General features: G+C 71.5%; 27 protein-coding genes and 1 tRNA gene. 14 read left to right on the forward strand and 14 right to left on the reverse strand.

What is annotated here, in order from left to right:
* Nucleotides 1–15: 15 nt before the first annotated feature.
* Both HGN31_RS13735 and trpE read left to right on the forward strand, forming a co-directional pair.
* Nucleotides 16–1887 (forward strand): peptidylprolyl isomerase, encoded by a 1872-nt coding sequence (locus HGN31_RS13735; RefSeq protein WP_244961039.1) that lies wholly within the window; start codon nucleotides 16–18, stop codon nucleotides 1885–1887.
* Nucleotides 1887–3386 carry an anthranilate synthase component I gene (gene trpE / locus HGN31_RS13740; protein ID WP_168783569.1) on the forward strand — a complete coding sequence of 500 codons (1500 nt, stop codon included), beginning with the start codon at nucleotides 1887–1889 and terminating at the stop codon, nucleotides 3384–3386. The genes HGN31_RS13735 and trpE overlap by 1 nt, the downstream gene beginning before the upstream one ends.
* An 18-nt stretch (nucleotides 3387–3404) precedes the next feature.
* Here trpE and HGN31_RS13745 read toward each other — a convergent pair whose 3' ends face one another.
* Entirely contained in the window at nucleotides 3405–3554 is a 150-nt protein-coding gene (locus tag HGN31_RS13745; RefSeq protein WP_156113622.1) for a hypothetical protein, read from the reverse strand.
* 161 nt (nucleotides 3555–3715) lie between these two features.
* Here HGN31_RS13745 and HGN31_RS13750 point away from each other — a divergent pair, with 161 nt between their 5' ends.
* Complete coding sequence (locus tag HGN31_RS13750; protein ID WP_036705010.1) at nucleotides 3716–3898, forward strand: hypothetical protein; 183 nt, start codon at nucleotides 3716–3718, stop codon at nucleotides 3896–3898.
* Between the two features lie 66 nt (nucleotides 3899–3964).
* On the opposite strand, the gene HGN31_RS13755 is transcribed toward HGN31_RS13750, so the two are convergent.
* Genes HGN31_RS13755 through fabI form a run of 4 tightly spaced genes read right to left on the reverse strand, consistent with a single transcriptional unit; the run spans nucleotide 3965 to nucleotide 6559 of the window.
* Nucleotides 3965–4516 (reverse strand): DUF2127 domain-containing protein, encoded by a 552-nt coding sequence (locus tag HGN31_RS13755; RefSeq protein WP_168783570.1) that lies wholly within the window; start codon nucleotides 4514–4516, stop codon nucleotides 3965–3967.
* Nucleotides 4488–5021 carry a xanthine phosphoribosyltransferase gene (gene gpt, locus HGN31_RS13760; protein WP_036736387.1) on the reverse strand — a complete coding sequence of 178 codons (534 nt, stop codon included), beginning with the start codon at nucleotides 5019–5021 and terminating at the stop codon, nucleotides 4488–4490. The genes HGN31_RS13755 and gpt overlap by 29 nt, the downstream gene beginning before the upstream one ends.
* 47 nt (nucleotides 5022–5068) lie before the next feature.
* Nucleotides 5069–5710 (reverse strand): LysE family translocator, encoded by a 642-nt coding sequence (locus tag HGN31_RS13765; protein ID WP_244961041.1) that lies wholly within the window; start codon nucleotides 5708–5710, stop codon nucleotides 5069–5071.
* Between the two features lie 6 nt (nucleotides 5711–5716).
* The gene (gene fabI, locus HGN31_RS13770) at nucleotides 5717–6559 is read right to left on the reverse strand and encodes an enoyl-ACP reductase FabI (protein ID WP_168783571.1); all 843 of its coding nucleotides are present in this window, start codon (nucleotides 6557–6559) and stop codon (nucleotides 5717–5719) included.
* A 61-nt stretch (nucleotides 6560–6620) separates the two neighbouring features.
* On the opposite strand from fabI, the gene pdxH reads away from it, so the two are divergent.
* The 6 genes from pdxH to HGN31_RS13800 all read left to right on the forward strand — a co-directional run bounded on the left by pdxH (nucleotide 6621) and on the right by HGN31_RS13800 (nucleotide 10635).
* Complete coding sequence (pdxH, locus tag HGN31_RS13775) at nucleotides 6621–7235, forward strand: pyridoxamine 5'-phosphate oxidase (RefSeq protein ID WP_168783572.1); 615 nt, start codon at nucleotides 6621–6623, stop codon at nucleotides 7233–7235.
* 49 nt (nucleotides 7236–7284) lie between these two features.
* Nucleotides 7285–8097: a cold-shock protein gene (locus tag HGN31_RS13780; RefSeq protein WP_342355775.1), complete on the forward strand. Its 813-nt coding sequence runs from the start codon at nucleotides 7285–7287 to the stop codon at nucleotides 8095–8097.
* Nucleotides 8097–8603 (forward strand): DUF192 domain-containing protein, encoded by a 507-nt coding sequence (locus tag HGN31_RS13785; RefSeq protein WP_168783573.1) that lies wholly within the window; start codon nucleotides 8097–8099, stop codon nucleotides 8601–8603. Before HGN31_RS13780 ends, HGN31_RS13785 begins: the two co-directional genes overlap by 1 nt.
* A 72-nt stretch (nucleotides 8604–8675) precedes the next feature.
* Nucleotides 8676–8752, forward strand: a tRNA-Pro gene (locus HGN31_RS13790).
* Between the two features lie 193 nt (nucleotides 8753–8945).
* Nucleotides 8946–10127 (forward strand): ribonuclease D, encoded by a 1182-nt coding sequence (rnd, locus tag HGN31_RS13795; RefSeq protein ID WP_168783574.1) that lies wholly within the window; start codon nucleotides 8946–8948, stop codon nucleotides 10125–10127.
* Complete coding sequence (locus HGN31_RS13800) at nucleotides 10120–10635, forward strand: GNAT family N-acetyltransferase (RefSeq protein WP_168783575.1); 516 nt, start codon at nucleotides 10120–10122, stop codon at nucleotides 10633–10635. Before rnd ends, HGN31_RS13800 begins: the two co-directional genes overlap by 8 nt.
* Here the strand turns inward: HGN31_RS13800 and HGN31_RS13805 are convergent.
* The 7 genes from HGN31_RS13805 to HGN31_RS13835 all read right to left on the reverse strand — a co-directional run bounded on the left by HGN31_RS13805 (nucleotide 10632) and on the right by HGN31_RS13835 (nucleotide 15606).
* A complete protein-coding gene (locus tag HGN31_RS13805; protein ID WP_043133978.1) occupies nucleotides 10632–11135 on the reverse strand; it encodes an MgtC/SapB family protein in 504 nt (167 codons plus the stop codon). The genes HGN31_RS13800 and HGN31_RS13805 overlap by 4 nt on opposite strands.
* Before the next feature lie 74 nt (nucleotides 11136–11209).
* Nucleotides 11210–11527, reverse strand: a complete 318-nt coding sequence (locus HGN31_RS13810) for a phosphoribosyl-ATP diphosphatase (RefSeq protein WP_168783576.1) — start codon at nucleotides 11525–11527, stop codon at nucleotides 11210–11212.
* A 9-nt stretch (nucleotides 11528–11536) separates the two neighbouring features.
* Entirely contained in the window at nucleotides 11537–12298 is a 762-nt protein-coding gene (gene hisF, locus HGN31_RS13815; protein WP_168783577.1) for an imidazole glycerol phosphate synthase subunit HisF, read from the reverse strand.
* Nucleotides 12299–12569: 271 nt separating this feature from the next.
* Nucleotides 12570–13541 (reverse strand): beta-ketoacyl-ACP synthase III, encoded by a 972-nt coding sequence (locus HGN31_RS13820; protein WP_036736550.1) that lies wholly within the window; start codon nucleotides 13539–13541, stop codon nucleotides 12570–12572.
* A complete protein-coding gene (plsX, locus tag HGN31_RS13825; protein WP_168783578.1) occupies nucleotides 13541–14680 on the reverse strand; it encodes a phosphate acyltransferase PlsX in 1140 nt (379 codons plus the stop codon). The genes HGN31_RS13820 and plsX overlap by 1 nt, the downstream gene beginning before the upstream one ends.
* A 21-nt stretch (nucleotides 14681–14701) precedes the next feature.
* Nucleotides 14702–14908 (reverse strand): 50S ribosomal protein L32, encoded by a 207-nt coding sequence (gene rpmF / locus HGN31_RS13830; protein WP_036704393.1) that lies wholly within the window; start codon nucleotides 14906–14908, stop codon nucleotides 14702–14704.
* A gap of 137 nt (nucleotides 14909–15045) precedes the next feature.
* Entirely contained in the window at nucleotides 15046–15606 is a 561-nt protein-coding gene (locus HGN31_RS13835) for a YceD family protein (RefSeq protein WP_168783579.1), read from the reverse strand.
* A 172-nt stretch (nucleotides 15607–15778) separates the two neighbouring features.
* On the opposite strand from HGN31_RS13835, the gene HGN31_RS13840 reads away from it, so the two are divergent.
* Nucleotides 15779–16240, forward strand: a complete 462-nt coding sequence (locus HGN31_RS13840; RefSeq protein WP_036704395.1) for an outer membrane protein assembly factor BamE — start codon at nucleotides 15779–15781, stop codon at nucleotides 16238–16240.
* A 26-nt stretch (nucleotides 16241–16266) separates the two neighbouring features.
* Here the strand turns inward: HGN31_RS13840 and msrB are convergent, their stop codons facing one another.
* On the reverse strand, nucleotides 16267–16659 hold the full coding sequence (msrB, locus tag HGN31_RS13845) for a peptide-methionine (R)-S-oxide reductase MsrB (RefSeq protein ID WP_036736543.1): 393 nt from the start codon (nucleotides 16657–16659) through the stop codon (nucleotides 16267–16269).
* Between the two features lie 130 nt (nucleotides 16660–16789).
* Here msrB and HGN31_RS13850 point away from each other — a divergent pair, with 130 nt between their 5' ends.
* The 3 genes from HGN31_RS13850 (at nucleotide 16790) to HGN31_RS13860 (ending at nucleotide 18917) form a co-directional block, all read left to right on the forward strand.
* Nucleotides 16790–17557, forward strand: coding sequence for a GNAT family N-acetyltransferase (locus HGN31_RS13850; protein WP_168783580.1), 768 nt, complete (start codon nucleotides 16790–16792; stop codon nucleotides 17555–17557).
* Nucleotides 17558–17694: 137 nt separating this feature from the next.
* A complete protein-coding gene (locus tag HGN31_RS13855; RefSeq protein ID WP_168783581.1) occupies nucleotides 17695–18411 on the forward strand; it encodes a cytochrome c oxidase assembly protein in 717 nt (238 codons plus the stop codon).
* Nucleotides 18408–18917: a CopD family protein gene (locus HGN31_RS13860; RefSeq protein ID WP_168783582.1), complete on the forward strand. Its 510-nt coding sequence runs from the start codon at nucleotides 18408–18410 to the stop codon at nucleotides 18915–18917. The genes HGN31_RS13855 and HGN31_RS13860 overlap by 4 nt, the downstream gene beginning before the upstream one ends.
* Here the strand turns inward: HGN31_RS13860 and HGN31_RS13865 are convergent.
* Nucleotides 18890–19405, reverse strand: a complete 516-nt coding sequence (locus HGN31_RS13865; RefSeq protein WP_052172001.1) for a DUF2231 domain-containing protein — start codon at nucleotides 19403–19405, stop codon at nucleotides 18890–18892. The genes HGN31_RS13860 and HGN31_RS13865 overlap by 28 nt on opposite strands.
* 27 nt (nucleotides 19406–19432) lie before the next feature.
* Here HGN31_RS13865 and HGN31_RS13870 point away from each other — a divergent pair, with 27 nt between their 5' ends.
* On the forward strand, nucleotides 19433–20140 hold the full coding sequence (locus HGN31_RS13870; protein ID WP_231565711.1) for a cytochrome c oxidase subunit II: 708 nt from the start codon (nucleotides 19433–19435) through the stop codon (nucleotides 20138–20140).
* Nucleotides 20141–20179: the final 39 nt, after the last annotated feature.

Genomic DNA, 20179 nt, shown 5'->3' on the forward strand with positions numbered 1-20179 from the left:
CACGGGGGCGACCGAATGACCAGTTTGCGAACCAAGGGCAAATCCACCATCGTCTGGATCCTGCTGGGGATGCTGCTGCTGGGCCTCGGCGGCTTCGGCGTGCGCAACTTCTCGGGCGGGGCGGTGGGCAGCATCGGCTCGGTCGGGGATACCGACATCGGCACCGACGACTACCTGCGCGGCATCCGGTCCGAGATGCAGGACTTCGCCGCCCGGACCGGGCAGAACATCACCGCCGAACAGGCGCGCACCATGGGCCTGCCGCAGACCGTGCAGGCTCGGCTCTTCACCGCCGCGGCGCTCGAGGACGAGGCGCGGCGGGTCGGCCTGTCGGTCGGCGACGAGGCGGTGCTGCGCCAGCTGACGCAGGCGCCCGGGTTCCAGGGGCAGGGCGGCAACTTCGACAACGCCCGCTACATCGACCTGCTGCGCCGCGAGGGGCTGACTCCGGCGGCGTTCGAAGAGCAGGTGCGGATGGACGAGGCGCGGATGATCCTGCAGCGCGCCGCCATCGGCGGGCTGGGCGCGCCGGTGACGCTGCGCGACCGGACCGCAGGCTGGCTGCTCGAGACCCGCGACCTGTCCTGGGCCGAGCTGACGCCCGCGCAGCTGAAAAGCCCGGTCACCCAGCCGGACGAGGCGACGCTCGAGGCGTGGCACCAGGCCAATGCGGCCGAGTTCACCGCCCCCGAGGTCCGCAAGATCACTTATGCCTGGCTCACGCCCGAGATGCTGGCCGACACCGTGCAACTCGACGAGGCCGCGCTGCGCGAGATCTATCAGCAGCGCATCGCCGAGTTTCAGCAGCCCGAGCGGCGGATGGTCGAGCAGCTCGTCTATCCCGATGCCGCCGCAGCCACGGCCGCCAAGGCGCGGCTCGACGCGGGGCAGGCGAACTTCGAGCAGCTCGCGGCCGAGCGCGGCCTGCAGCTTTCCGACATCGACCTGGGCGAGATGACCGAGGCGGCGCTGGGCGCCGCCGGGCCCGCGGTCTTCGCGCTCGACCAGCCGGGCGTGGTGGGACCGGTCGAGACCGCGCTCGGCCCGGCGCTGATCTCGATGAACGCCATCCTCGAGCCGGTGAACATCCCGTTCGAGCAGGCCCAGGCCGACCTGCGCGCCGAGGCCGCCGCCGACCGCGCCAAGCGGCTGATCGAGGATCAGGCCGCGCAGCTCGAGGACCTGATCGCCGGGGGCGCGACGCTCGAGGATCTGGCCAAGGACACGCCGATGGAGGTGGGGAGCATCGACTTTTCCGCCGACACCCCGGCGGGCGGGATCGCTGCGTATCAGAGCTTCCGCGAGCGCGCCGCCCAGCTGACCGACAAGGACTTCCCGCAGATCTACCCGCTCGACGATGGCGGCGTATTCGCGCTGCGGCTCGATGCGGTGGTGCCGCCGACGCTGCGGCCCTTTGCCGAGGTTCGCACCGCGGTGCTCGACGACTGGACCGCGGCCGAGACCCGGCGCCAGCTCAAGGCGCTGGCGCAAGAGGAAGAGATGCAGCTGAGCATGGCGCCGGCCGCCGACGGCGCTGCCGCGCCGGGCCTGCCGGTGACGCTGACCCCGGCCCCCGCGGTCGAGCGCGACACCGGGATCGAGGGCGTGCCGGGCGATGTGACCGCCGCCGCCTTCCGCCTCAAGGCGCCGGGCGACACCGGCGTGGTCGAGGCCGACGGGCGGGTGTTCGTGATCCGGCTCGACGCGGTGCACCCGGCCGACCTCGGCACGGTCGAGGCTGCGCCGGTGCTCGACGGCGTCTCGCGCCGGCTGGGCGAGTCGCTGCAGGGCGACGTGTTCGAGGCCTATGCCCGCGCGCTGCAGACGACGCTGGGGGTGACGATCAACACGCCCGCCATCGCCGCGGCCAACGCCCGGATCCAGTGATGGACCTCGCGCCAGATTTCGACGCCTTCGCGCAGGGCTGGGCGGCGGGGCAGAACCAGCTCGTGACGATCCGGCTGGCCGCCGATCTCGACACACCGGTGAGCCTGATGCTCAAGCTGGCCGAGGCGCAGCCGCTGTCCTTCATGCTGGAAAGCGTGACCGGCGGCGAGGTGCGGGGGCGCTATTCCATCGTCGGCATGAAGCCGGACCTCGTGTGGGACTGCCGCGACGGGCGCGCCCGGATCAACCGGCAGGCCCGCTATGCCGAAAGCTTCGAGGACGACCCGCGCCCGCCGCTCGAGAGCCTCAGGGCGCTGATCGCGGAAAGCCGGATCGAGATGCCCGAGGGCATTCCGCCGGTGGCGGCGGGGCTCTTCGGCTATCTCGGCTACGACATGATCCGGCTGGTCGAGCATCTGCCGGACGTGAACCCGGACCCGCTGGGGGTGCCGGACGCGATGCTGATGCGGCCCTCGGTGGTCGCGGTGCTGGACGGGGTGAAGGGCGAGGTGACGCTCTGCGCGCCGGCCTGGCACGACCCGGCGGTGCCGGCGCGGGCCGCCTATGCCCAGGCCGCCGAGCGGGTGATGGAGGCGCTGCGCTCGCTCGACCTGCAGCCGGCCGAGCCGCGGGCGCTGGGGCAGGGGGGCGCGGTGGGCGAGCCGCGCTCGAACTTCACCCGCGCGGGCTATGTCGCCGCGGTCGAGGCCGCCAAGGACTACATCCGCGCGGGCGACATCTTCCAGGTGGTGCCCTCGCAGCGTTGGGCCATCGACTTTCCGCTGCCGCCCTTCGCGCTCTACCGCTCGCTCCGGCGCACCAACCCCTCGCCGTTCATGTTCTTCCTCAACATGGGGGGGTTCCAGATCGTCGGTGCGTCGCCTGAGATCCTCGTGCGGGTCCGCGACGGCGAGGTGACCATCCGCCCTATCGCCGGCACCCGCCCGCGTGGGGCGACGCCGGAAGAGGACCGCGCCAACGAGGCGAGCCTGCTCGCCGACGAAAAGGAGTTGGCCGAGCACCTGATGCTGCTCGACCTGGGCCGGAACGACGTGGGGCGGGTGGCGCGGATCGGCACGGTGCGGCCGACCGAAGAGTTCATCATCGAGCGCTATTCGCACGTCATGCACATCGCCTCGAACGTGGTGGGCGAGCTGAACGAGGGCGAGGACGCGCTGTCGGCGCTGCTCGCGGGGCTGCCGGCGGGCACCGTCTCGGGCGCGCCGAAGGTCCGGGCGATGGAGATCATCGACGAGCTCGAGCCGGAGAAGCGCGGCATCTACGGCGGCGCTATCGGCTATTTCGCGGCGAATGGCGAAATGGACATGTGCATCGCGCTCAGGACCGGGGTGGTGAAGGACGAGACGCTCTACGTTCAGGCCGGCGGCGGGGTCGTCTACGACAGCGACCCCGAGGCCGAATTCATGGAGTGCGTGCACAAGTCCAAGGCGATGATCCGGGCCGCCGAAGGGGCGGCGCGGTTCGTGCGGGGGAACTGAGGGGCAGCGGCCCGGGACTTACTCGGGCTTCGGTGCCTTGGCGGCGGCGGCCTGGTTCTGGCGGCGCAGGCGCTGCGCCTCCTCGATGCGCATCTGCTGCTTCATCTTGCCGGCCTCGTCCTCGTCGGTGCCCTCGACCAGCTCGTGGCTGCGAATGTCCTTGGTCATCGGATCTCTCCCTTGGGAATGGCATCCTGCCGAGGCAGAACCGTTCATCCGGCGGTCGGGTTCCGGTCGGAACCGTGGCGGTCCTGGGAAGGTTGACCCGGCATCAGCGGCGTTCGTGGCCCGCGAGGCCCCGTCGCGTCCCATTCAAACGGAGCGATGCCATGAGCATGAAGCACAACCCGGCCGTCTATAACCCCGTCGAGCACGTCACCCCCGACGAGGCCGAGCGCAACAAGCGCATCATGGGCAAGAACCAGGCCCATCAGGACGGCAAGCAGGAAGACGACATTCCCGGCACCGACAAGTCGGTGAAGACGCCGGATACGGGCAAGGCGACGGCCTGAGCCCTCCCGCGAGACGATGATGACGGCTGCCGCTCACCCGGCGGCCGTTCGCATTGCGGCACGCCGTCAGGCCCGGCCGGACCCGTGCCGCAGCTTGCCGGGGCCGGCCAGCCGCCACTCGCGCCAGGTCAGCGCGATCACCACCGCGTCCAGCGCCGACAGCGCCAGCATCGCGGGCGAGCCGCTGATCTGCCAGCGGTGCATCTGGTAGATCACGAAGCCGCCGAACACGGCGAGCGCCAGCGGATAGGCAAAGGCCACCCCGCGCGCGAGCAGCGTCACCACCGCCAGCTTCACCAGCCCGTGGGTCAGCAGGTAGAGCGCGTAGAACTGCTGGCTGCCCGCGTCGATGTGGCTCGCCGCGGCGAGGATGCGGCGCACCAGCGGGTCCGAGGGGTCCTCGATCAGCTCGGCATGGGTCAGCCAGATCATCCCGCGGTGCAGCGCCGCGTTCGGGACGAAGATCAGCGCCGCGCCCGCCATCGCCTCGATGGCCGCGAACACCGCCTTGGCGCCGAGGCTCAGCTCGAACAGACGATGCAGCAGGCCGTTGTCGTGGGGCAGGTGGCGGACCAAGGCGCGCGCGGCGTCAGTCGGTGCCGCGATAGGGCTCGACATACTGCAGCGCCATGTCCCACGGGAAGAAGATCCAGGTGTCCTGGCTGACCTCGGTGATGTAGGTCTCGACCATCGGCTGGCCCTTGGGCTTGGCGTAGACGGTGGCGAAATGCGCCTTGGGATACATCTGCCGCACCAGTTCCAGCGTGCGGCCGCTGTCCACGAGGTCATCGACGACCAGCACGCCCTCGCCGTCGCCCATCATATCGGCGTCCGGGGACTTGAGCACCTGAAGCTCGCCCTGCACGCCCTTGGCGCCGTCGCCCTTGTAGGACTTGATCGAGATCGTGTCGATCGTGCGGATGTCGAGTTCGCGCGCGACGATCATCGCCGGCACCATGCCGCCGCGGGTGATCGCCACCACGGCGCGCCATTCGCCGCCCCCGGCCGGGGCCTTGTCCTGCAACCGCCAGGCCAGCGCGCGGGCATCGCGGTGCAGCTGGTCCCAGCTGACGTGAAAGCCGCGCTCGTGCGGCAGGCGGTCGGTGGCGGGGGTGCGGGCCATGGTCTCCTCGGGGGCGGGGTCGGGGGCGGGGGCAGAAGCGGGGGCGTCTAGTGACGCAGGATCAGCGACACCCCTAGCGCACCAATCAGCCCCCCGGCAATGCGGTCGATCCACGGCTTGGCCGCGATATATCGCCGCCGCACCGGCCCCGTGGCCATGAGCGTGGTCACCGCGACGTAGAAACTCAGCTCGACCGACAGCGCGACGAGATAGATCACCGCCGGCGCCGCACCGTGCAGGGCGGGAAAGATCGACATGATGACGCTGGCGTAGAAGAGCGCGGGCTTGGGGTTCGAGAGGTTGAGCGCGATCCCCTGCCAGAAGCCGGGGCCGGTGACCGTCTCGCCGCCCATCGCCAGCGGGTCGGCCGCGTGGCGCCACATCTGCACCGCGATCCAGATCAGGTAGACCCCGCCCGCAAGCTTCATCGCCACGAAGAGCTGCGGCATGGCGCGGAACAGCACCGTCAGCCCGAAGAGCGCGAAGAGGCACCAGAGCGAGGCGCCCGTGGCGAGCCCCAGCGCATAGGGCATCGACGCCTGCCGCCCGCGCGCCGCCGCCGAGCGGCTGGCCGCGATGATCGCCGGTCCGGGCGACAGGATCGCCACCGCCAGCGTGCTGACGAACAGCGCCAGCTGCGGCAGGGTCACCCCGTCGAGCGCCAGCGCCTCGAAGGCCGAGCTGGCCAAGGCGGGTTACTCGGCCGCCTTGCGGTTGGCGGTGGCGTCGATGTCGGGGGCGTCCACGGCCTTCATGCCGACGACGTGGTAGCCCGCGTCGACGTGATGCGTCTCACCCGTGACACCCGAGCCGAGGTCCGAGAGCAGATAGAGCGCCGACTTGCCCACGTCCTCGGTGGTCACGTTGCGGCGCAGGGGCGAGTTCAGCTCGTTCCAGCGCATGATGTAGCGAAAATCGCCGATCCCCGAGGCGGCGAGCGTCTTGATCGGCCCGGCCGAGATGGCGTTGACGCGGATGCCGTCCTTGCCGAGGTCCTCGGCGAGATAGCGCACCGACGCCTCGAGCGCGGCCTTGGCGACGCCCATGACGTTGTAATGCGGCATCACCCGCTCGGAGCCGTAGTAGGTCAGGGTCAGCAGGCTGCCCCCGTCCGGCATCATCGCGGCCGCGCGCTGGGCCACGGCGGTGAAGGAATAGACGGAGATGTCCATCGTCATCAGGAAGTTGTCGCGGCTCGTGTCGACGTAGCGGCCGCGCAGCTCCTCCTTGTCCGAGAAGCCGATGGCGTGGACGAGGAAGTCGAGCTTGCCCCAGCGCTCACCCAGTTCGGCGAACAGCGCATCGACCGAGGTCATGTCGGCCACGTCGCAAGGCAGCACGATGTCGGACCCGAGCTGCTGGGCGAGGGGCGCCACCCGCTTCTTCAGCGCCTCGCCCTGGTACGAGAAGGCGAGTTCCGCCCCCTGGTCAGCCAGCGCGCGGGCGATGCCCCAGGCGATGGATTTGTCGTTCGCCAGCCCCATGATGAGGCCGCGCCGGCCTGCCATCAGCCCGCCCGCAGTCCGCTCGCTTGACATGAGTCATTCCCCGCGCTCTCAACTCACGCGAGGATTATGCCAAACCCGTGAGGGCATCAAGATGAGCGACCGCAACGGAATTTTCGCCGGCGACGACCCGTTCGCCATCGCCCGGGCGTGGCTGGACGAGGCAGTGGCGACCGAGATCAACGATCCCAACGCGATGGCGCTGGCGACGGTGGATGCGGACGGGATGCCGGACGCGCGGATGGTGCTGCTCAAGGACATCGAGACCGGGCCCGCGGGCGGGTTCGTGTTCTACACCAACTACGACAGCGCCAAGGGTCGCCAGATCGCCGCGACGGGCAACGCCGCCTTCGTGATGCACTGGAAATCGCTGCGCCGGCAGGTGCGCGCCCGCGGCACCGTGACCCGCGAGGCGGGGCCGCAGGCCGACGCCTATTACGCCAGCCGGGCGCTGCAATCGCGGATCGGCGCCTGGGCGAGCCGGCAGAGCCAGCCGCTCGACAGCCGCGCCACGCTGATGGCCGAGGTCGCCCGCCAGGGGCTGCGGCACGGGGTCAACCCGGCCCGTCCGCCGTTCTGGGGCGGCTTCCGCATCACCCCGCTCGAGATCGAGTTCTGGGCTGACGGGGCGTTCCGCTTGCACGACCGCTTCCGTTGGGCGAGACCCTCCGTTCACGCCGAATGGGATGTGACCCGCTTGCAACCCTAGGTATATTGTCTCGGCCGAGATCGACCCGTTGCGATTGTCATACGTTTAGGTGAATGACACCGCCCGCGAGTTGACGTTAGGTCAGGTATGCTGCATTATTTGCAATCTGGCGGCGACGACGCGTTTTGCATCACCGCCGTGCGAAGGGACGATGATGGATACTGAAACCGCCGAGCCCTCGGCGATCGTGCAGGGACCGATCAAGTGGTTCGACCCGATCAAGGGCTTTGGTTTTCTGGCTGATTCGGCGGGCGGCGCGGATGTGCTGATTCACGCCAACGTGCTGCGCAACTTCGGGCAGAGTTCGGTCGCCGAGGGCGCCATGGTCGAGGTCCGGGCGATGACCACCGCGCGCGGCCGTCAGGCGACGCAGGTGCTGTCGATCGAGCCGCCGCCGTCGCAGGGCCAGGCGCCGATCGCCGACCTCGCGGTCCTCCCGCCCCATGAGCTCGGTGAGCTGCCGCTGCTGCCCGCGCGGGTGAAATGGTTCGACAAGGCCAAGGGGTTCGGCTTCGCCAACGTCTTCGGCCAACGCGGCGACGTGTTCCTGCACATCGAGGTGCTGCGTCACTGGGGCTTTGCCGACCTCGCGCCCGGTGAGGCGGTGGGCCTGCGCATGGTCCCCGGCCCCCGCGGCCCGATCGCGGCCCAGATCCTCGCGTGGGATCGTGCGGTCGCGCGCGCCGAGGGCGGGTTCACCGAGGGTGGCAACGGCTCGGCCGGCGGCGTGCCTCCGTCCTCGCAGGGCAACGGGCAGCCGGGCGGGTGCGGCAATGGTCGCCTGACCAGCGCCGAGCTGCGCAATCTTCATCTCGTGCCGCAGGCGACGCTTTCGGCCGCGGCCCGCGCGGTCGTCGCCTGATGCGGCGCGCCGGGCGCCTCGGCGCGGGCGCGCTCGCCGCCGGGCTGACGCTGTGGGCGCCCGCGGCGTTTGCCGTGTCCTGCGCGCCGGGCACGGCACTTCTCACCACCGCCGAGGGCCGCGCCATCCCGGTCACCGTCGAGATCGCTGACGACGCCGCCGAGCGGGCGCAGGGGCTGATGGGCCGCCGGACGCTGCCCCCCGGTCACGGGATGCTCTTCGTCTATGAGACCCCGCGGCCGGCGAGCTTCTGGATGAAGGACACGCTGATTCCGCTCGACATGCTGTTCTTCGATGCCGCCGGGCGTCTGCGTCACGTCCACCCGCAGGCCACGCCGCTGGACCTGACCCCCATTTCCGGCGCCGCTCCCGGCGATCCCGACCCCGACCGGCTGCTCGTGCTCGAACTCGGCGGCGGCGAGGCAGCGCGCCTCGGCCTTGGGCCGGGCGCGGTGCTGACCCACCCGGCGGTGCCGCAGGCCGGCGCCGCCGCCCCGTGCCGCTGACCCCCCGCGACGCCGCGCCTGCGCGGTTTCGTCTTTCGCCCCGCCGCATTGCGGGATAAGAGACCGGCGGTCCGGGGCGTGGCGCAGCCTGGTAGCGCGACGGTTTTGGGTACCGTAGGCCGGAGGTTCGAATCCTCTCGCCCCGACCACATACTTTCCCCGCTGGGCAGAGGCCCGCGCAGTCCTGCCGGACAGGCCCCTGCCGCGCCGGTGCCTGTGCCCCACCCGCGGTGCGCGGGGCCGGGCCGAGGGGCCGCTCCGCCAGGCATGGCGGGCCGCGCGGCCCCGACGCCTGCCCGCCACCCCCCATGTGGCGGATGACCCGCCAGCCAGAGGACCACGATGGCCGCCGAACCGCGCATCATCACCACCACCGAAGAGCTCGCCGACATCTGCGCGCGGGCCAAGTCCCAGCCCTACGTCACGCTCGACACCGAGTTCCTGCGCGAGCGAACCTATTACTCGAAGCTCTGCCTCGTGCAGATGGCGCTGCCGCCGGCCTCGGGGCCGAAGGCGCCGGGGGGCGAGGCGGTGCTGATCGACCCGCTCGCCGAGGGGCTGTCGCTCGAGCCGCTCTACGACCTCTTCCGCCACGAGGCGACGGTCAAGGTCTTCCACGCCGCGCGGCAGGACCTCGAGATCTTCTTCCACGACGCGGGCGTGTTCCCCACGCCGCTGTTCGATACCCAGGTCGCGGCGATGGTCTGCGGCTTCGGCGAGCAGGCGGGCTATGAGACGCTGGTCAAGCGCATCGCCAAGGCGCCGCTCGACAAGTCCTCGCGCTTCACCGACTGGTCTCGCCGGCCGCTGACTGCCGCGCAGGCGGATTACGCGCTGGCCGACGTCACGCATCTTCGGGCGATTTACGAATACCTGCGCGCCCAGCTCGACAAGACCGGCCGCGCCCCCTGGGTGGCCGAGGAAGCCGCGGTGCTCGTCGATCCCGAGACCTACATCGTGCGCCCTGACGAGGCGTGGGAGCGGGTGCGGACACGCTCGGGCTCGCCGCGGTTCCTGGCCGTGGTGCGCGAGCTGGCGAAGTTCCGCGAGACCTACGCCCAGTCCCGCGACGTGCCGCGCTCGCGGGTGTTCAAGGACGACGCGCTGATCGAGCTGGCCTCGACCAAGCCCCTGACCGACGACGACCTGTCCAAGTCGCGGCTCTTGCTGCGCGAGGCGCGCCGGGGCGAGATCGCGCAGGGCATCCTCGCCGCGGTCAAGGCGGGGGTCGAGGCGACGGACCTGCCGAAGCCCGCCCCCGACGAGCCGGGGCGGCAGGGCAACGGCGCGCTGTCCGAGCTGCTCAGGGTGCTGCTCAAGGCCAAGGCCGACGCCGAGGGGGTCGCGCCGCGGCTGATCGCGTCGTCGGCCGAGCTGGACGCCATCGCCTCGGGCGGGCGCGACCTGCCGGCGCTGACCGGCTGGCGGGCCGAGGTGTTCGGTAACGATGCGCTGCGCCTCGCGCAGGGGCGGATCGCGCTGTCGGCGTCGGGTGGGGCGATCAAGGTGGTGCCGGTTGGCTGACGCCTTCCGGCTCGTCACGCCGCGCACGCTGATCCGCAGCGTCGCGGCGGCGGACCTGTCCACTCTTTACGCCATCGCCACCCGCCCCGAGGTGGCGCGGATGCTGTTCCTATTTGCCCCGGACATGGGGCGGGCAGCGTTCGACGCGATCTTTCCGCCCGGCGCGTGGGTGCCACCGTTCCGGGCGGCGATCGAGCGCGACGGGCGGGTGATCGGCTCGATCGGGATCGGCGCGGGCGCGGCCCCGCGCGTCTATTACTTCCTGGCCCCCGAGGCCGCCGGGCAGGGGCTTGCGACCGAGGTCGTGGGAGCCTTTGCCGCCGAGATGGTCGCCCGCCACGCGCCGGCGGGGCTGACGGCCGAGGTCTTTGCCGACAACCCCGCGTCGGCCAGGGTGCTCGAGAAATGCGGCTTCGCGCGGGTCGAGGCGCGCAGCCTCTCGTCCGCCGCGCGGCCCGGGCCGGCGCCGGGATGGCTGTTCCGGCGGTCGGGCGCGCTCGGGCTCTAGTCGTCCGCGCGGGTGTCGTCCTGCATCCGCTCGGCGACCGGGCTCACCAGATGGTGGATCAGCCACAGCACCACCATCGCCAGCACCGTGACCAGCACCGCCAGCTTGATGTCGCCCACCCCGCAGCAGAGCCCGATCGCTCCGCAGAGCCACATCGAGGCGCCCGTCGTCACCCCCCGCACGTTCGCCCCGTTGATGACGATCGACCCGGCCGCGAGGAACGCCACGCCCGAGGTCACCGCCTCGATCAGGCGCAGGGGATCGGTGTTGAGCTGGGTGCCGGGGGCGCCCTCGAAGCTCGTCAGCTCCATCGCCACCAGCGCGAAGACGGCGGCGGCGAGCGCGATCAGCATGTGGGTGCGCAGGCCGGCGGCGCGGGCGTTCACCTCGCGCTCCCACCCGATGATGCCGCCGAGCAGCATCGCGGTGACGAGCCGCAGCACCGCGACGCCCAGCGGCACCGAGGTCATCGGATCGGTGAAGTCCTGCAGCAGGTTCATGGGCCGGCCCCTCGTCGGTGTCGGACCGTGTTAGCCCGTCGCGGGGCGGGTGTCATGGGGCTGTCACACGCGCGTCAGCGCGGGCGGGCGGCCTTCTCCTCGACGCCCGAGCGGCCCTCGCGGCGGTCGAGTTCGGCCAGCACGTCGGCCAGCGGCAACTCGCGCGCACTCAGCATGACGAGCAGGTGATAGAGGACGTCGGCGGCCTCGGACGTCAGGCGGGCGCGGTCGCCGCGGACCGCCTCGATGATCGCCTCGACGGCCTCCTCGCCGAACTTCTCGGCGCATTTCTCGGGGCCTTTCGCCAGAAGCTGCGCGGTCCAGCTCGACGCTGGGTCGGCGCCGCGGCGGGCGTCGATGGTGGCGGCAAGGCGGGTCAGCGTGTCGGTCATCGGCGGGCCTCAGCTCAGGCGGACGGGGATGCCGGCGGCCGCCATGTGGGCCTTGGCCTCGCCGACGGTGAAGGTGCCGAAGTGGAAGATCGAGGCGGCGAGGACAGCGCTCGCGTGGCCCTCGGTCACGCCCTCGACGAAGTGATCGAGCGTGCCGACCCCGCCCGAGGCGATCACCGGGATGTCGACCGCGTCGGCGATGGCGCGGGTCAGCGGAATGTTGAAGCCCGCCTTGGTCCCGTCGCGGTCCATCGAGGTCAGCAGGATCTCGCCCGCGCCCTGGGCGGCCACGGTCCGGGCGAAGCCCACGGCGTCGATGCCGGTCGGCTTGCGGCCGCCGTGGGTGAAGATCTCCCACCGGCCGGGGGCGACGGTCTTGGCGTCGATGGCGCAGACGATGCACTGGCTGCCGAAGCGGTCGGCGGCGGCGGCGATCACCGTGGGGTCGGCGACGGCGGCCGAGTTGAACGAGACCTTGTCGGCCCCTGCGAGCAGCAGATCGCGCACGTCCTTCGGGGTCCGCACCCCGCCGCCCACGGTCAGCGGGATGAAGCACTGTTCGGCGGTGCGGGTCACGAGGTCGTACATCGTCCCGCGATTTTCGTGGGTCGCGTGGATGTCGAGGAAGCACAGCTCGTCGGCGCCCGCCGCGTCATAGGCGGCGGCCGCCGCCACGGGGTCGCCCGCGTCGATCAGGTCGACGAAGTTGACGCCCTTGACCACGCGCCCGTCGGCGACGTCGAGGCAGGGAATGATGCGGGTCTTGAGCATGGCGCCTGATTAGCCGCGCGGGCTGCGGGGGGGAAGGGGGGACGGGAGGGGCGTTGCCCCTCGGCGCGTGCCGCGCCTCACCCCAGGATATTTGCGCAAGGGAGAGGGGGAGGGGGGGGCGCGCCTTTGTGCTGCAAGCAAGCGGTTTCGGGCGTGGGTTTGGGCGACGGGAGCGGCGCTGCTTCGTAGGGGGGTAGCACGCGGGCGGCGCGGATGCGGGGGCGGCGTTGGGGGGCGCGTTGTCAGGCCGTGCGGCCAGCCGGCGCCGGCGTCACCAGCGCAGGACGACGCTGCCCCAGCTCATCCCGCCGCCGATCGCCTCGAGCACCAGCACGTCCCCCTCGGCGAAGCGCCCCTCGCCGTCGGCGACCGACAGCGCCAGCGGGATCGAGGCGGCCGAGGTATTGCCGTGGTCGGCCACCGTCAGGACCACCTTGTCCATCGGCAGCTGCATCTTCTGCGCGGTCGCGCCGATGATCCGCAGGTTGGCCTGGTGCGGCACCAGCCAGTCGACGTCGGCCGGCGTCAGCCCCGCCTTGTCCAGCGCGTGATGCGCGGTCTTGGCGAGCTTCTCGACCGCGTGGCGGAAGACGAGGTTGCCCTGCATCCGCAGGCACCCGGCGGTGCCGGTGCGGCTGACGCCGCCGTCCACATACAGCAGGTCGCGCAGCGTGCCGTCGCTGTTGAGGTCGGTGGACAGCACCCCGCGGTCGGCGGTGGTGCCCTCGCCCTCGACCGCCTCGAGGATCACGGCCCCCGCGCCGTCGCCGAAGAGGACGCAGGTCCCGCGGTCCGTCCAGTCCATGATCCGGCTGAAGGTCTCGGCCCCGATGACCAGCACCCGGTCGGCCTGGCCCGAGCGGATCAGCCCGTCGGCGTTGGCCATAGCGAAGACGAAGCCCGCGCAGACGGCCTGCACGTCATAGGCAAAGCCGCGGGTCATCCCCAGCCCGGCCTGCACCATTGTGGCGACGGCCGGAAAGGTCAGGTCGGGGGTCGAGGTCGCCACGACGATCGCGTCGATGTCGTCGGCGGCCATCCCGGCGCGCTCGAGCGCCCCGCGGGCCGCGGCGGTGGCGAGGTCCGAGGTGAACTCGCCCTCGGCCGCGAAATGGCGCCGCTCGATCCCGGTGCGCTCGCGGATCCAGGCGTCGCTGGTGTCGAGTGTCGCCTCGAAATGGCTGTTCTCGACCACGCGGGCGGGCAGGTAATGGCCGGTGCCCCGGACGACCGCGCGGCGCATCAGCCGTTGTCTCCGGTCGGGCCCGGCGCGGGCGCTGTGGCGGTGGCGGCCTGCTCGGCGGCCTGGGCCACGCGGGCGGCCAGCCGGTCCTGGAACCCCGACTTGGCCAACTGGAACGCCAGCTTGATCGCCGCCGAAACGCCCGTCGCGTCGGCCGAGCCGTGCGACTTGACCACGGTGCCGTTCAGCCCAAGGAACACGCCGCCGTTCACCCGGCGCGGGTCGATGCGCTTTTGCAGGCGCTTGAGCGAGGTCATCGCCAGCAGGGCGGCAAACTTGGACATGATCGAGTTGGCGAAGGCGTCCTTGAGGAAATCGCCGACCAGCTTGGCCGTGCCCTCGCCGGTCTTCAACGCGATATTCCCGGTAAATCCGTCGGTGACGATCACATCCACGCGGTCGCCCATCAGGTCGCCGCCCTCGACGAAGCCCACATAGTCGAAGCGCGCCGAATCCGCCGCCGCGGCGATCAGCTCCTGCGCCTCCTTCAGCTCGGACCGGCCCTTGTGCTCTTCTGTCCCGACATTGAGCAGCCCGACGCGCGGCCGCTCGAGCCCGAGGCCGTTGCGGACGTACGACGCGCCCATCATCGCGTATTGCAGCAGGTCGGTCGAATCGGCGCGGATGTCGGCGCCCACGTCCAGCACCACGTTGAACCCCGAGGGGTTGCGCGACGGCCAGAGGATGGCGATCGCCGGGCGCGCCACGCCGGGCAGCTTGCGCAGCCGCAGCATCGACATCGCCATCAGCGCCCCGGTGTTGCCGCACGAGACGGCGACCGTCGCCTCGCCCTGGCGAACCGATTCGATCGCCGACCACATCGAGGTGCCCTGCGCCGACCGGATCACCTGGCTCGGCTTGTCGTGCATGGTCACGACGCCGGGCGCGTCGCGGATGTCGCAGCGGGCGGCGATCTCGCGGCGCTTGCCGATCAGGCGGCGCAGCTCGGCCTCGGGGCCGTGGACGATGAAGCGGATCTCGGGGTTCTTGTCGGCGCTCTTCTCGATCCCGGCCACGACGGCGGCGGGACCGCGGTCCCCGCCCATCGCGTCAACGGAAATCACCACCGCGCCGCCGTTGCCGGCAGCCGCCTGGGGCGCGACCGGGGCCGCGTCGGAAGGGGAAAACGCCGTCGGCATCCCTGTGCGCCGTCAGCCGGATCAGGCCGCGTCGTCGTCCAGGTCGATGTCGTTCGCTTGCGCCACGACTTCGCGGTCGGCGTAGTGGCCGCAGGACGGGCAGACGTGGTGCGGACGCTTCAGCTCACCGCAGTTCGGGCATTCGTTGGGGTTCCCGGCAACCAGCGCGTCATGCGAGCGGCGCATATTGCGGCGGGACCGGGTAACTCGGTTCTGGGGGACGGCCATGGGACAACCTTCGAGTGCAGGGGGCTGGGCGATTGTTGTCCCGGCCCGTTCGTGTTTCGGATCGAACCGGGCAGATACGTCACAAAACTGCGCGCCGCAAGGCCCAAGGGGCAATCGGCGCGCGCCGGGGCGACGGGTCAGCCGCCCTCGCCCGGCGGATCGTCGCGCCGCCCGAGCAGCGCGGCAAGGCCCGCGAAGGGCCGGCGTCCGGGGTCGTCGTCGGCGTCGGCGCCGGCCTCTCCGGCCGCGTCGAGCGCCGCGCCGGGGGCGCGCGGATAGAGCGGCAGCGCCAGCGCCAGCGCCTCGACCAGCACCGCGCCGGGGTCGACCACGCTGCCCAAGGGCTCGACCTCGTCGTCGGGCATCTCGATCTCGGCCCCCTCGGGCAGGTCGCCGCCGCTGTCGGCATAGGGGGACCAGACGCGGCGCACCGGCTCGTCGATGGCGGTCTCGACCGGGGCGAGGGTCACGACGCAGGGCTGCACCACCTGCGCGGTCAGCCGCCCGGTCAGCGTCCAGGCCTCCTGCCCGGTGGCGGCGATCGTCGCCTCGAGCCGCGCGGCGGGCAGGCGCGAGAGCCCCAGCGCCGCGGCGATCCGGGCACGGGCGGCCTCGTCGGGGGCGACCGTGACGGGGTTCGGGCGGCGAGGGTTCAGCTGCGTCACGCGCAGCGGCTGGGAGAAGGGGGCAGCGGTCATCAGGCTCGTTTCCGGAAAGGGGTGGGGGACCGGCAAGCTGCCGTGTCACCGACATTCTTGAGCGCCCGGTCCGAGTTTGCTAAGCGGGTCCGGCGGCGTCAACCGCCCGCGGCGCGAGGGCGCGACTGGGCGCGACAGGACGCGGCGCGAACCAGTGGGCGGAAGGTATCCGATGGCAACGACCCGGCGGCGTCTGATCGCCCTGACCCTTGCGCTGCCGCTGGCGGCGGCCACCGCGGGCTGCACCCGGATGTACCGCAACCACGGCTATGTCCCCACTGACGACGAGCTGGCGATGGTCGTCGTCGGCCAGACCAGCCAGGCGGAGCTCGAGGGGCTGATTGGCCGTCCGGGGGCGCAGGGGCTGCTGACCGGGTCCGACTGGTACTACGTCGGCTCGCGTTGGGAGCGGTATGGCCTGAACCCCCCGCGCGAGATCGAGCGTCACGTCGTGGCGATCAGCTTCGACCAGGCCGGCACCGTCACCAACGTCCAGCGCTTCGGGCTCGAGCAGGGGCGGATCGTGGTGCTGTCGCAGCGCGTGACCGACACCGGGGTGTCCTCGGCCTCGGTGCTGCGGCAGCTCTTTGCGCGGATCGGCCGGTTCAATCCGGGGCAGATGTTCGGCAACTGATTCGGCCGGCACGGTCGGCGCGCGCGTCATGCGGCGTCCGGCACGAAGCGGATGGCGACGCCGTTGATGCAGTAGCGCAGGCCGGTCGGCGGCGGGCCGTCGGGAAAGACGTGGCCCAGATGCGCGTCGCAGCGCTCGCACGTCACCTCGGTCCGAATCATGCCGTGGCTGCGGTCCACCGTCTCGCCGATCGCGCCGCCGGCGCGGGAAAAGCTGGGCCAGCCGCAGTGGCTTTCGAACTTCTGGTCGCCGTCGAAGAGGCGCGCGCCGCAGCAGGCGCAGACATAGTGGCCCGGTCCCTTGGGAAACCCCTCGTGCGAGAACGGCCGCTCGGTCCCCGCCTGCCGGGTCACGCGATAGGTTTCGGGGTCGAGCAGCGCCCGCCACTCGGCGTCGCTGCGGGTGATCTTTTCGCTCATGGTGCATCCGATGTTGCGTTAGATTTACAAGGTAGGGCGAGTTTGGCGCCGGGCAAGGCGGGCGGGCATCGCCGGCCCGCCGGGACCGCCGGGCGCGGTGGATGGCCCGGTCGGCGGGCAAGGGGGCGTGATGCGCGAGATGCGGAAGGGGCGCTGGCGGGTGCGCCCGGCCACGACCGAGGACGACCTGAGCGCCGCGCAGCGTCTGCGCTGGCTCTGCTTTCTCGGCCCCCGCCACGCGGGCGACGGCGCCGAGCCTGCGGCCGAGGCGGCACCGCGGGATGCCGACGCGCATGACGCGCTCTGCACCCATGTGCTGATTGAGGACGGGCGCAGCGGCCAGCTCGTCGCCTGTTTCCGGCTCATGGATCTTTCCTCCGGGGCCGAGATCGAGCGCAGCTATTCGGCCCAGCACTACGATCTGGGCGGGTTGCGGGACTTTCCCGCGCCGATGGTCGAGCTCGGGCGGTTCTGCGTCCACCCCGCCCATTCCGATCCCGACATCCTGCGCGCCGCCTGGGCGGCGCTGGCCGATCACGTCACGGCGACGGGGGCCGAGCTGCTCTTCGGCTGCTCGTCGTTCCTCGGCACCGACACCGCCCGCCACCGCGACGCCTTCGCCATGCTGCGCGACCGCCACGTGGCGCCGCGGCGCTGGCTGCCGCGGGTCAAGGCGCCCGAGGTCTTCCGCTTCGCCCGCCTCATCGGCCGGCCCGACCCGCGGAGGGCGATGGCGGCGATGCCGCCGCTGCTGCGCACCTATCTGATGATGGGCGGCTGGGTGAGCGACCACGCGGTGATGGACCGCCAGCTCGGCACGATGCACGTTTTCACCGGGGTCGAGATCAAGGCGATCCCCCCGGCACGGGCCCGGGCGCTGCGGGCGCTGGCGGGGTAGGGCGCTGGCGGTCTAGGGCGGGCGCACCGCCCCGGGCCCGAGCGCATCAAACCGCAACGCGGCGGAACCGGGGGTTGTGCGCCGGGGCTTGCCGACCCATGCTGGCCCGGAAGCGCAACCCGAATGGCGGATGTCCCATGCTGTCCCTTGATCTGAGCGGGATTTACTGCGGCGCCCCGCCGCTGCCGGCCGAGATCTGGCTGCGCTGGAACCTCGACCCGGTGCTGCTGGCCGCGCTCGCGGGGGCGGCCCTCGCGCTGCGACGCTCGGCGGTGGGGCTCGCGGCGGTCGGCGTGCTGGTGCTGGCCTTCGTCTCGCCGCTCTGCGCGCTGTCGGCGGCGCTGTTCTCGGCCCGGGTGGTCCACCACATCCTCCTCGTCGCGGTGGTGGCGCCGCTGCTGGCGCTGGCGCTGCCCGCCCGGCGGCCGTTGCCCACGGTGCCGCTGTTCGTGCTGGCGACGCTGGTGCTGTGGGGCTGGCACGTGCCCGCCGCCTATGACGCGGCGATGGCCAACCACGCGGTCTACTGGGTGATGCAGGCGACGCTGCTCGGCTCGGCCTGGCTGTTCTGGCGGGCGGTGCTTGCCCCCGCGCAAGCGGTCGGCAGCGCGCTGCTCTCGATCCTCGGGGCCTACATGCAGATGGGCTTCCTCGGCGCGCTGCTGACCTTTGCGCCGCGCGGGCTCTACGCCATCCACGCCACCGCGCCGCTCGACTGGGGGTTCACGGCGCTCTCGGACCAGCAGCTTGGCGGGCTGATCATGTGGGTGCCGGCGGGGCTGCCCTATGCGGCGCTCGGCTTGCTCGTCGCCCGGCGCGGCTGGCGCGCGATGACCGTGGCGCACAGCGCATGAGCGCGTGGCTTCTGACCCTCATCCCCTATCTCAAGGCGGTCCACATCAGCATGATCGCGGCGTGGACGGCGGGACTCTTTGCCCTGCCGATGATGATGGCGCGGCATGAGAACGCAGTCGGGCAGGCCGACTTCAGCCGCATCCGCCAGGCCACGCACCGCAGCTATACGCTGCTCGTCACCCCGGCGGCGGTGATCGCCATCGCCACCGGGACGGTGCTGATCTTTTTGCGCGAGGCCTTCACGCTCTGGATGTTCGCCAAGCTCGTCTGCGTGGCGCTGATGGTGGCGTTCCACGCCTGGATCGGCGGCACGCTGGTCGAGGTGGCCGAGACCGAGGGCTCGCACGCCCCGCCCGCGCCGGTGCTGCCGCTGGTGCTGGTCATGGTGCCGATCTTGGGCGTGCTGACCTTCGTGCTGGCCAAGCCGGATTTGTCGGGCGTGCCGGTGCCGGACTGGCTGACCCGCCCGGTCGGGGTTCATTTGCCCTTGGATGTCCCCAGGTGATAATCGAACACGAGCTTGCCGCCATGCCACCCGGTCGCCGACACCATCACGACGATGAACGCCGAGAGCATGATGCCGTAAGGCAGGACCGCGCTTTCGTAGCCCTGCATCCGGAAGCCCCAGTTCAACCCGAGGACCGACAGCAGCAGCACGGCGATGACGAAATGCGTCCATGCTGCGGCGCGGGCGCGGATGCCGGGCACCAGCAGCAGCTCGACCGTGCCGATCAGCCCGGCGAGCAGCCCGAAGAGGAACGCCGTGCCCGCCGACCACACCCCGGCGCGCGCCCAGAACACGTCGCCGGTCAGCCAGTAGAGCCCGTCGGCGCCGAAGTTGCAGAACGACAGCGCGATCGGGAACGACACCGACATGGCGTGCAGCGGATGGCCGAGGATGGCGATGCGCGACTCGGTCTCGTGGAACTCGGGGTCGGCGCTGATCGGGTCGATCAGCTCGGGGTTCGGGGTCTCGATCTTCTGCTCGGCCATCGCGCGGGGCGCCTTTCCGTCCGGTCTGTGTGGCTCGCGGCCCCGCTGGGGCTCGCGGCGTGCGAGGGGTCGCTCTCTACCCTGCAACCGGCGGGGCCTGCGGCGCAATCCATTGCGACGATGTGGTGGGTGCTGATCGGCGGCGCGGCGGCGATCTTTGCGCTGGTGATGGTACTGCTGGTGCTGGCTTTCCGCGCCGGCCACCCCGGCGCGGGCCACCCCGAGGACGGCACCGACGCGGCCGATCTGGCACAGGCCGATGTTGCAAGAGCCGAGCGGCGCTGGCTCGGCGGCATGGGGCTGACCTTCTCGCTCGTGGTGCTGGGCGCGCTCACCGCCTATGGGCTGGTCGTGGGCGAGCGGCTGATGCCGCGGCCGCACGACGACCTGGTGACCGTGCGCGCCGAGGGCCGCCAGTGGGAGTGGCGCTTCGGCTACGCCGACGCCCCGGGGCGCGAGACCCGCGACATGCTGCACATCCCCGCCGGCCGCCCGGTCGATGTCGAGATCACCACCGCCGACGTCATCCACAGCTTCTGGGTGCCGCGGCTCGCCGGCAAGCTCGACGCGATCCCCGGCCACGTCAACGTGCTGCGGATCGAGGCCGACGGCCCGGGCGAGTTCAAGGGCGTCAGCGCCGAATTCAACGGCACCGGCTACCTCGCCCACCGCTTCCGCGTCATCGCCCACGACCCTGCCGGCTGGCAGCAATTCCTTGCAGGAGCGACCGAGTGACCGAGCCCCGCCAGCCCGCGCCGCACCCGTCCCCCCTCG

The organism is Paracoccus sanguinis (assembly GCF_012689545.1).
In the GTDB taxonomy this organism is placed as follows: domain Bacteria; phylum Pseudomonadota; class Alphaproteobacteria; order Rhodobacterales; family Rhodobacteraceae; genus Paracoccus; species Paracoccus panacisoli.

Coding starts and splice junctions, on each gene's coding strand:
- HGN31_RS13750 (WP_036705010.1), top strand. CDS start 3,716: ATGAGCATGAAGCACAACCCGGCCGTCTATAACCCCGTCGAGCACGTC.
- HGN31_RS13745 (WP_156113622.1), bottom strand. CDS start 3,554: ATGACCAAGGACATTCGCAGCCACGAGCTGGTCGAGGGCACCGACGAG.
- HGN31_RS13755 (WP_168783570.1), bottom strand. CDS start 4,516: ATGTCGAGCCCTATCGCGGCACCGACTGACGCCGCGCGCGCCTTGGTC.
- HGN31_RS13735 (WP_244961039.1), top strand. CDS start 16: ATGACCAGTTTGCGAACCAAGGGCAAATCCACCATCGTCTGGATCCTG.
- HGN31_RS13835 (WP_168783579.1), bottom strand. CDS start 15,606: ATGACCGCTGCCCCCTTCTCCCAGCCGCTGCGCGTGACGCAGCTGAAC.
- pdxH (WP_168783572.1), top strand. CDS start 6,621: ATGAGCGACCGCAACGGAATTTTCGCCGGCGACGACCCGTTCGCCATC.
- HGN31_RS13850 (WP_168783580.1), top strand. CDS start 16,790: ATGCGCGAGATGCGGAAGGGGCGCTGGCGGGTGCGCCCGGCCACGACC.
- hisF (WP_168783577.1), bottom strand. CDS start 12,298: ATGCTCAAGACCCGCATCATTCCCTGCCTCGACGTCGCCGACGGGCGC.
- HGN31_RS13840 (WP_036704395.1), top strand. CDS start 15,779: ATGGCAACGACCCGGCGGCGTCTGATCGCCCTGACCCTTGCGCTGCCG.
- rpmF (WP_036704393.1), bottom strand. CDS start 14,908: ATGGCCGTCCCCCAGAACCGAGTTACCCGGTCCCGCCGCAATATGCGC.
- msrB (WP_036736543.1), bottom strand. CDS start 16,659: ATGAGCGAAAAGATCACCCGCAGCGACGCCGAGTGGCGGGCGCTGCTC.
- HGN31_RS13785 (WP_168783573.1), top strand. CDS start 8,097: ATGCGGCGCGCCGGGCGCCTCGGCGCGGGCGCGCTCGCCGCCGGGCTG.
- HGN31_RS13820 (WP_036736550.1), bottom strand. CDS start 13,541: ATGCGCCGCGCGGTCGTCCGGGGCACCGGCCATTACCTGCCCGCCCGC.
- HGN31_RS13855 (WP_168783581.1), top strand. CDS start 17,695: ATGCTGTCCCTTGATCTGAGCGGGATTTACTGCGGCGCCCCGCCGCTG.
- fabI (WP_168783571.1), bottom strand. CDS start 6,559: ATGTCAAGCGAGCGGACTGCGGGCGGGCTGATGGCAGGCCGGCGCGGC.
- HGN31_RS13810 (WP_168783576.1), bottom strand. CDS start 11,527: ATGACCGACACGCTGACCCGCCTTGCCGCCACCATCGACGCCCGCCGC.
- HGN31_RS13805 (WP_043133978.1), bottom strand. CDS start 11,135: ATGAACCTGCTGCAGGACTTCACCGATCCGATGACCTCGGTGCCGCTG.
- HGN31_RS13860 (WP_168783582.1), top strand. CDS start 18,408: ATGAGCGCGTGGCTTCTGACCCTCATCCCCTATCTCAAGGCGGTCCAC.
- plsX (WP_168783578.1), bottom strand. CDS start 14,680: ATGCCGACGGCGTTTTCCCCTTCCGACGCGGCCCCGGTCGCGCCCCAG.
- trpE (WP_168783569.1), top strand. CDS start 1,887: ATGGACCTCGCGCCAGATTTCGACGCCTTCGCGCAGGGCTGGGCGGCG.
- rnd (WP_168783574.1), top strand. CDS start 8,946: ATGGCCGCCGAACCGCGCATCATCACCACCACCGAAGAGCTCGCCGAC.
- HGN31_RS13865 (WP_052172001.1), bottom strand. CDS start 19,405: ATGGCCGAGCAGAAGATCGAGACCCCGAACCCCGAGCTGATCGACCCG.
- gpt (WP_036736387.1), bottom strand. CDS start 5,021: ATGGCCCGCACCCCCGCCACCGACCGCCTGCCGCACGAGCGCGGCTTT.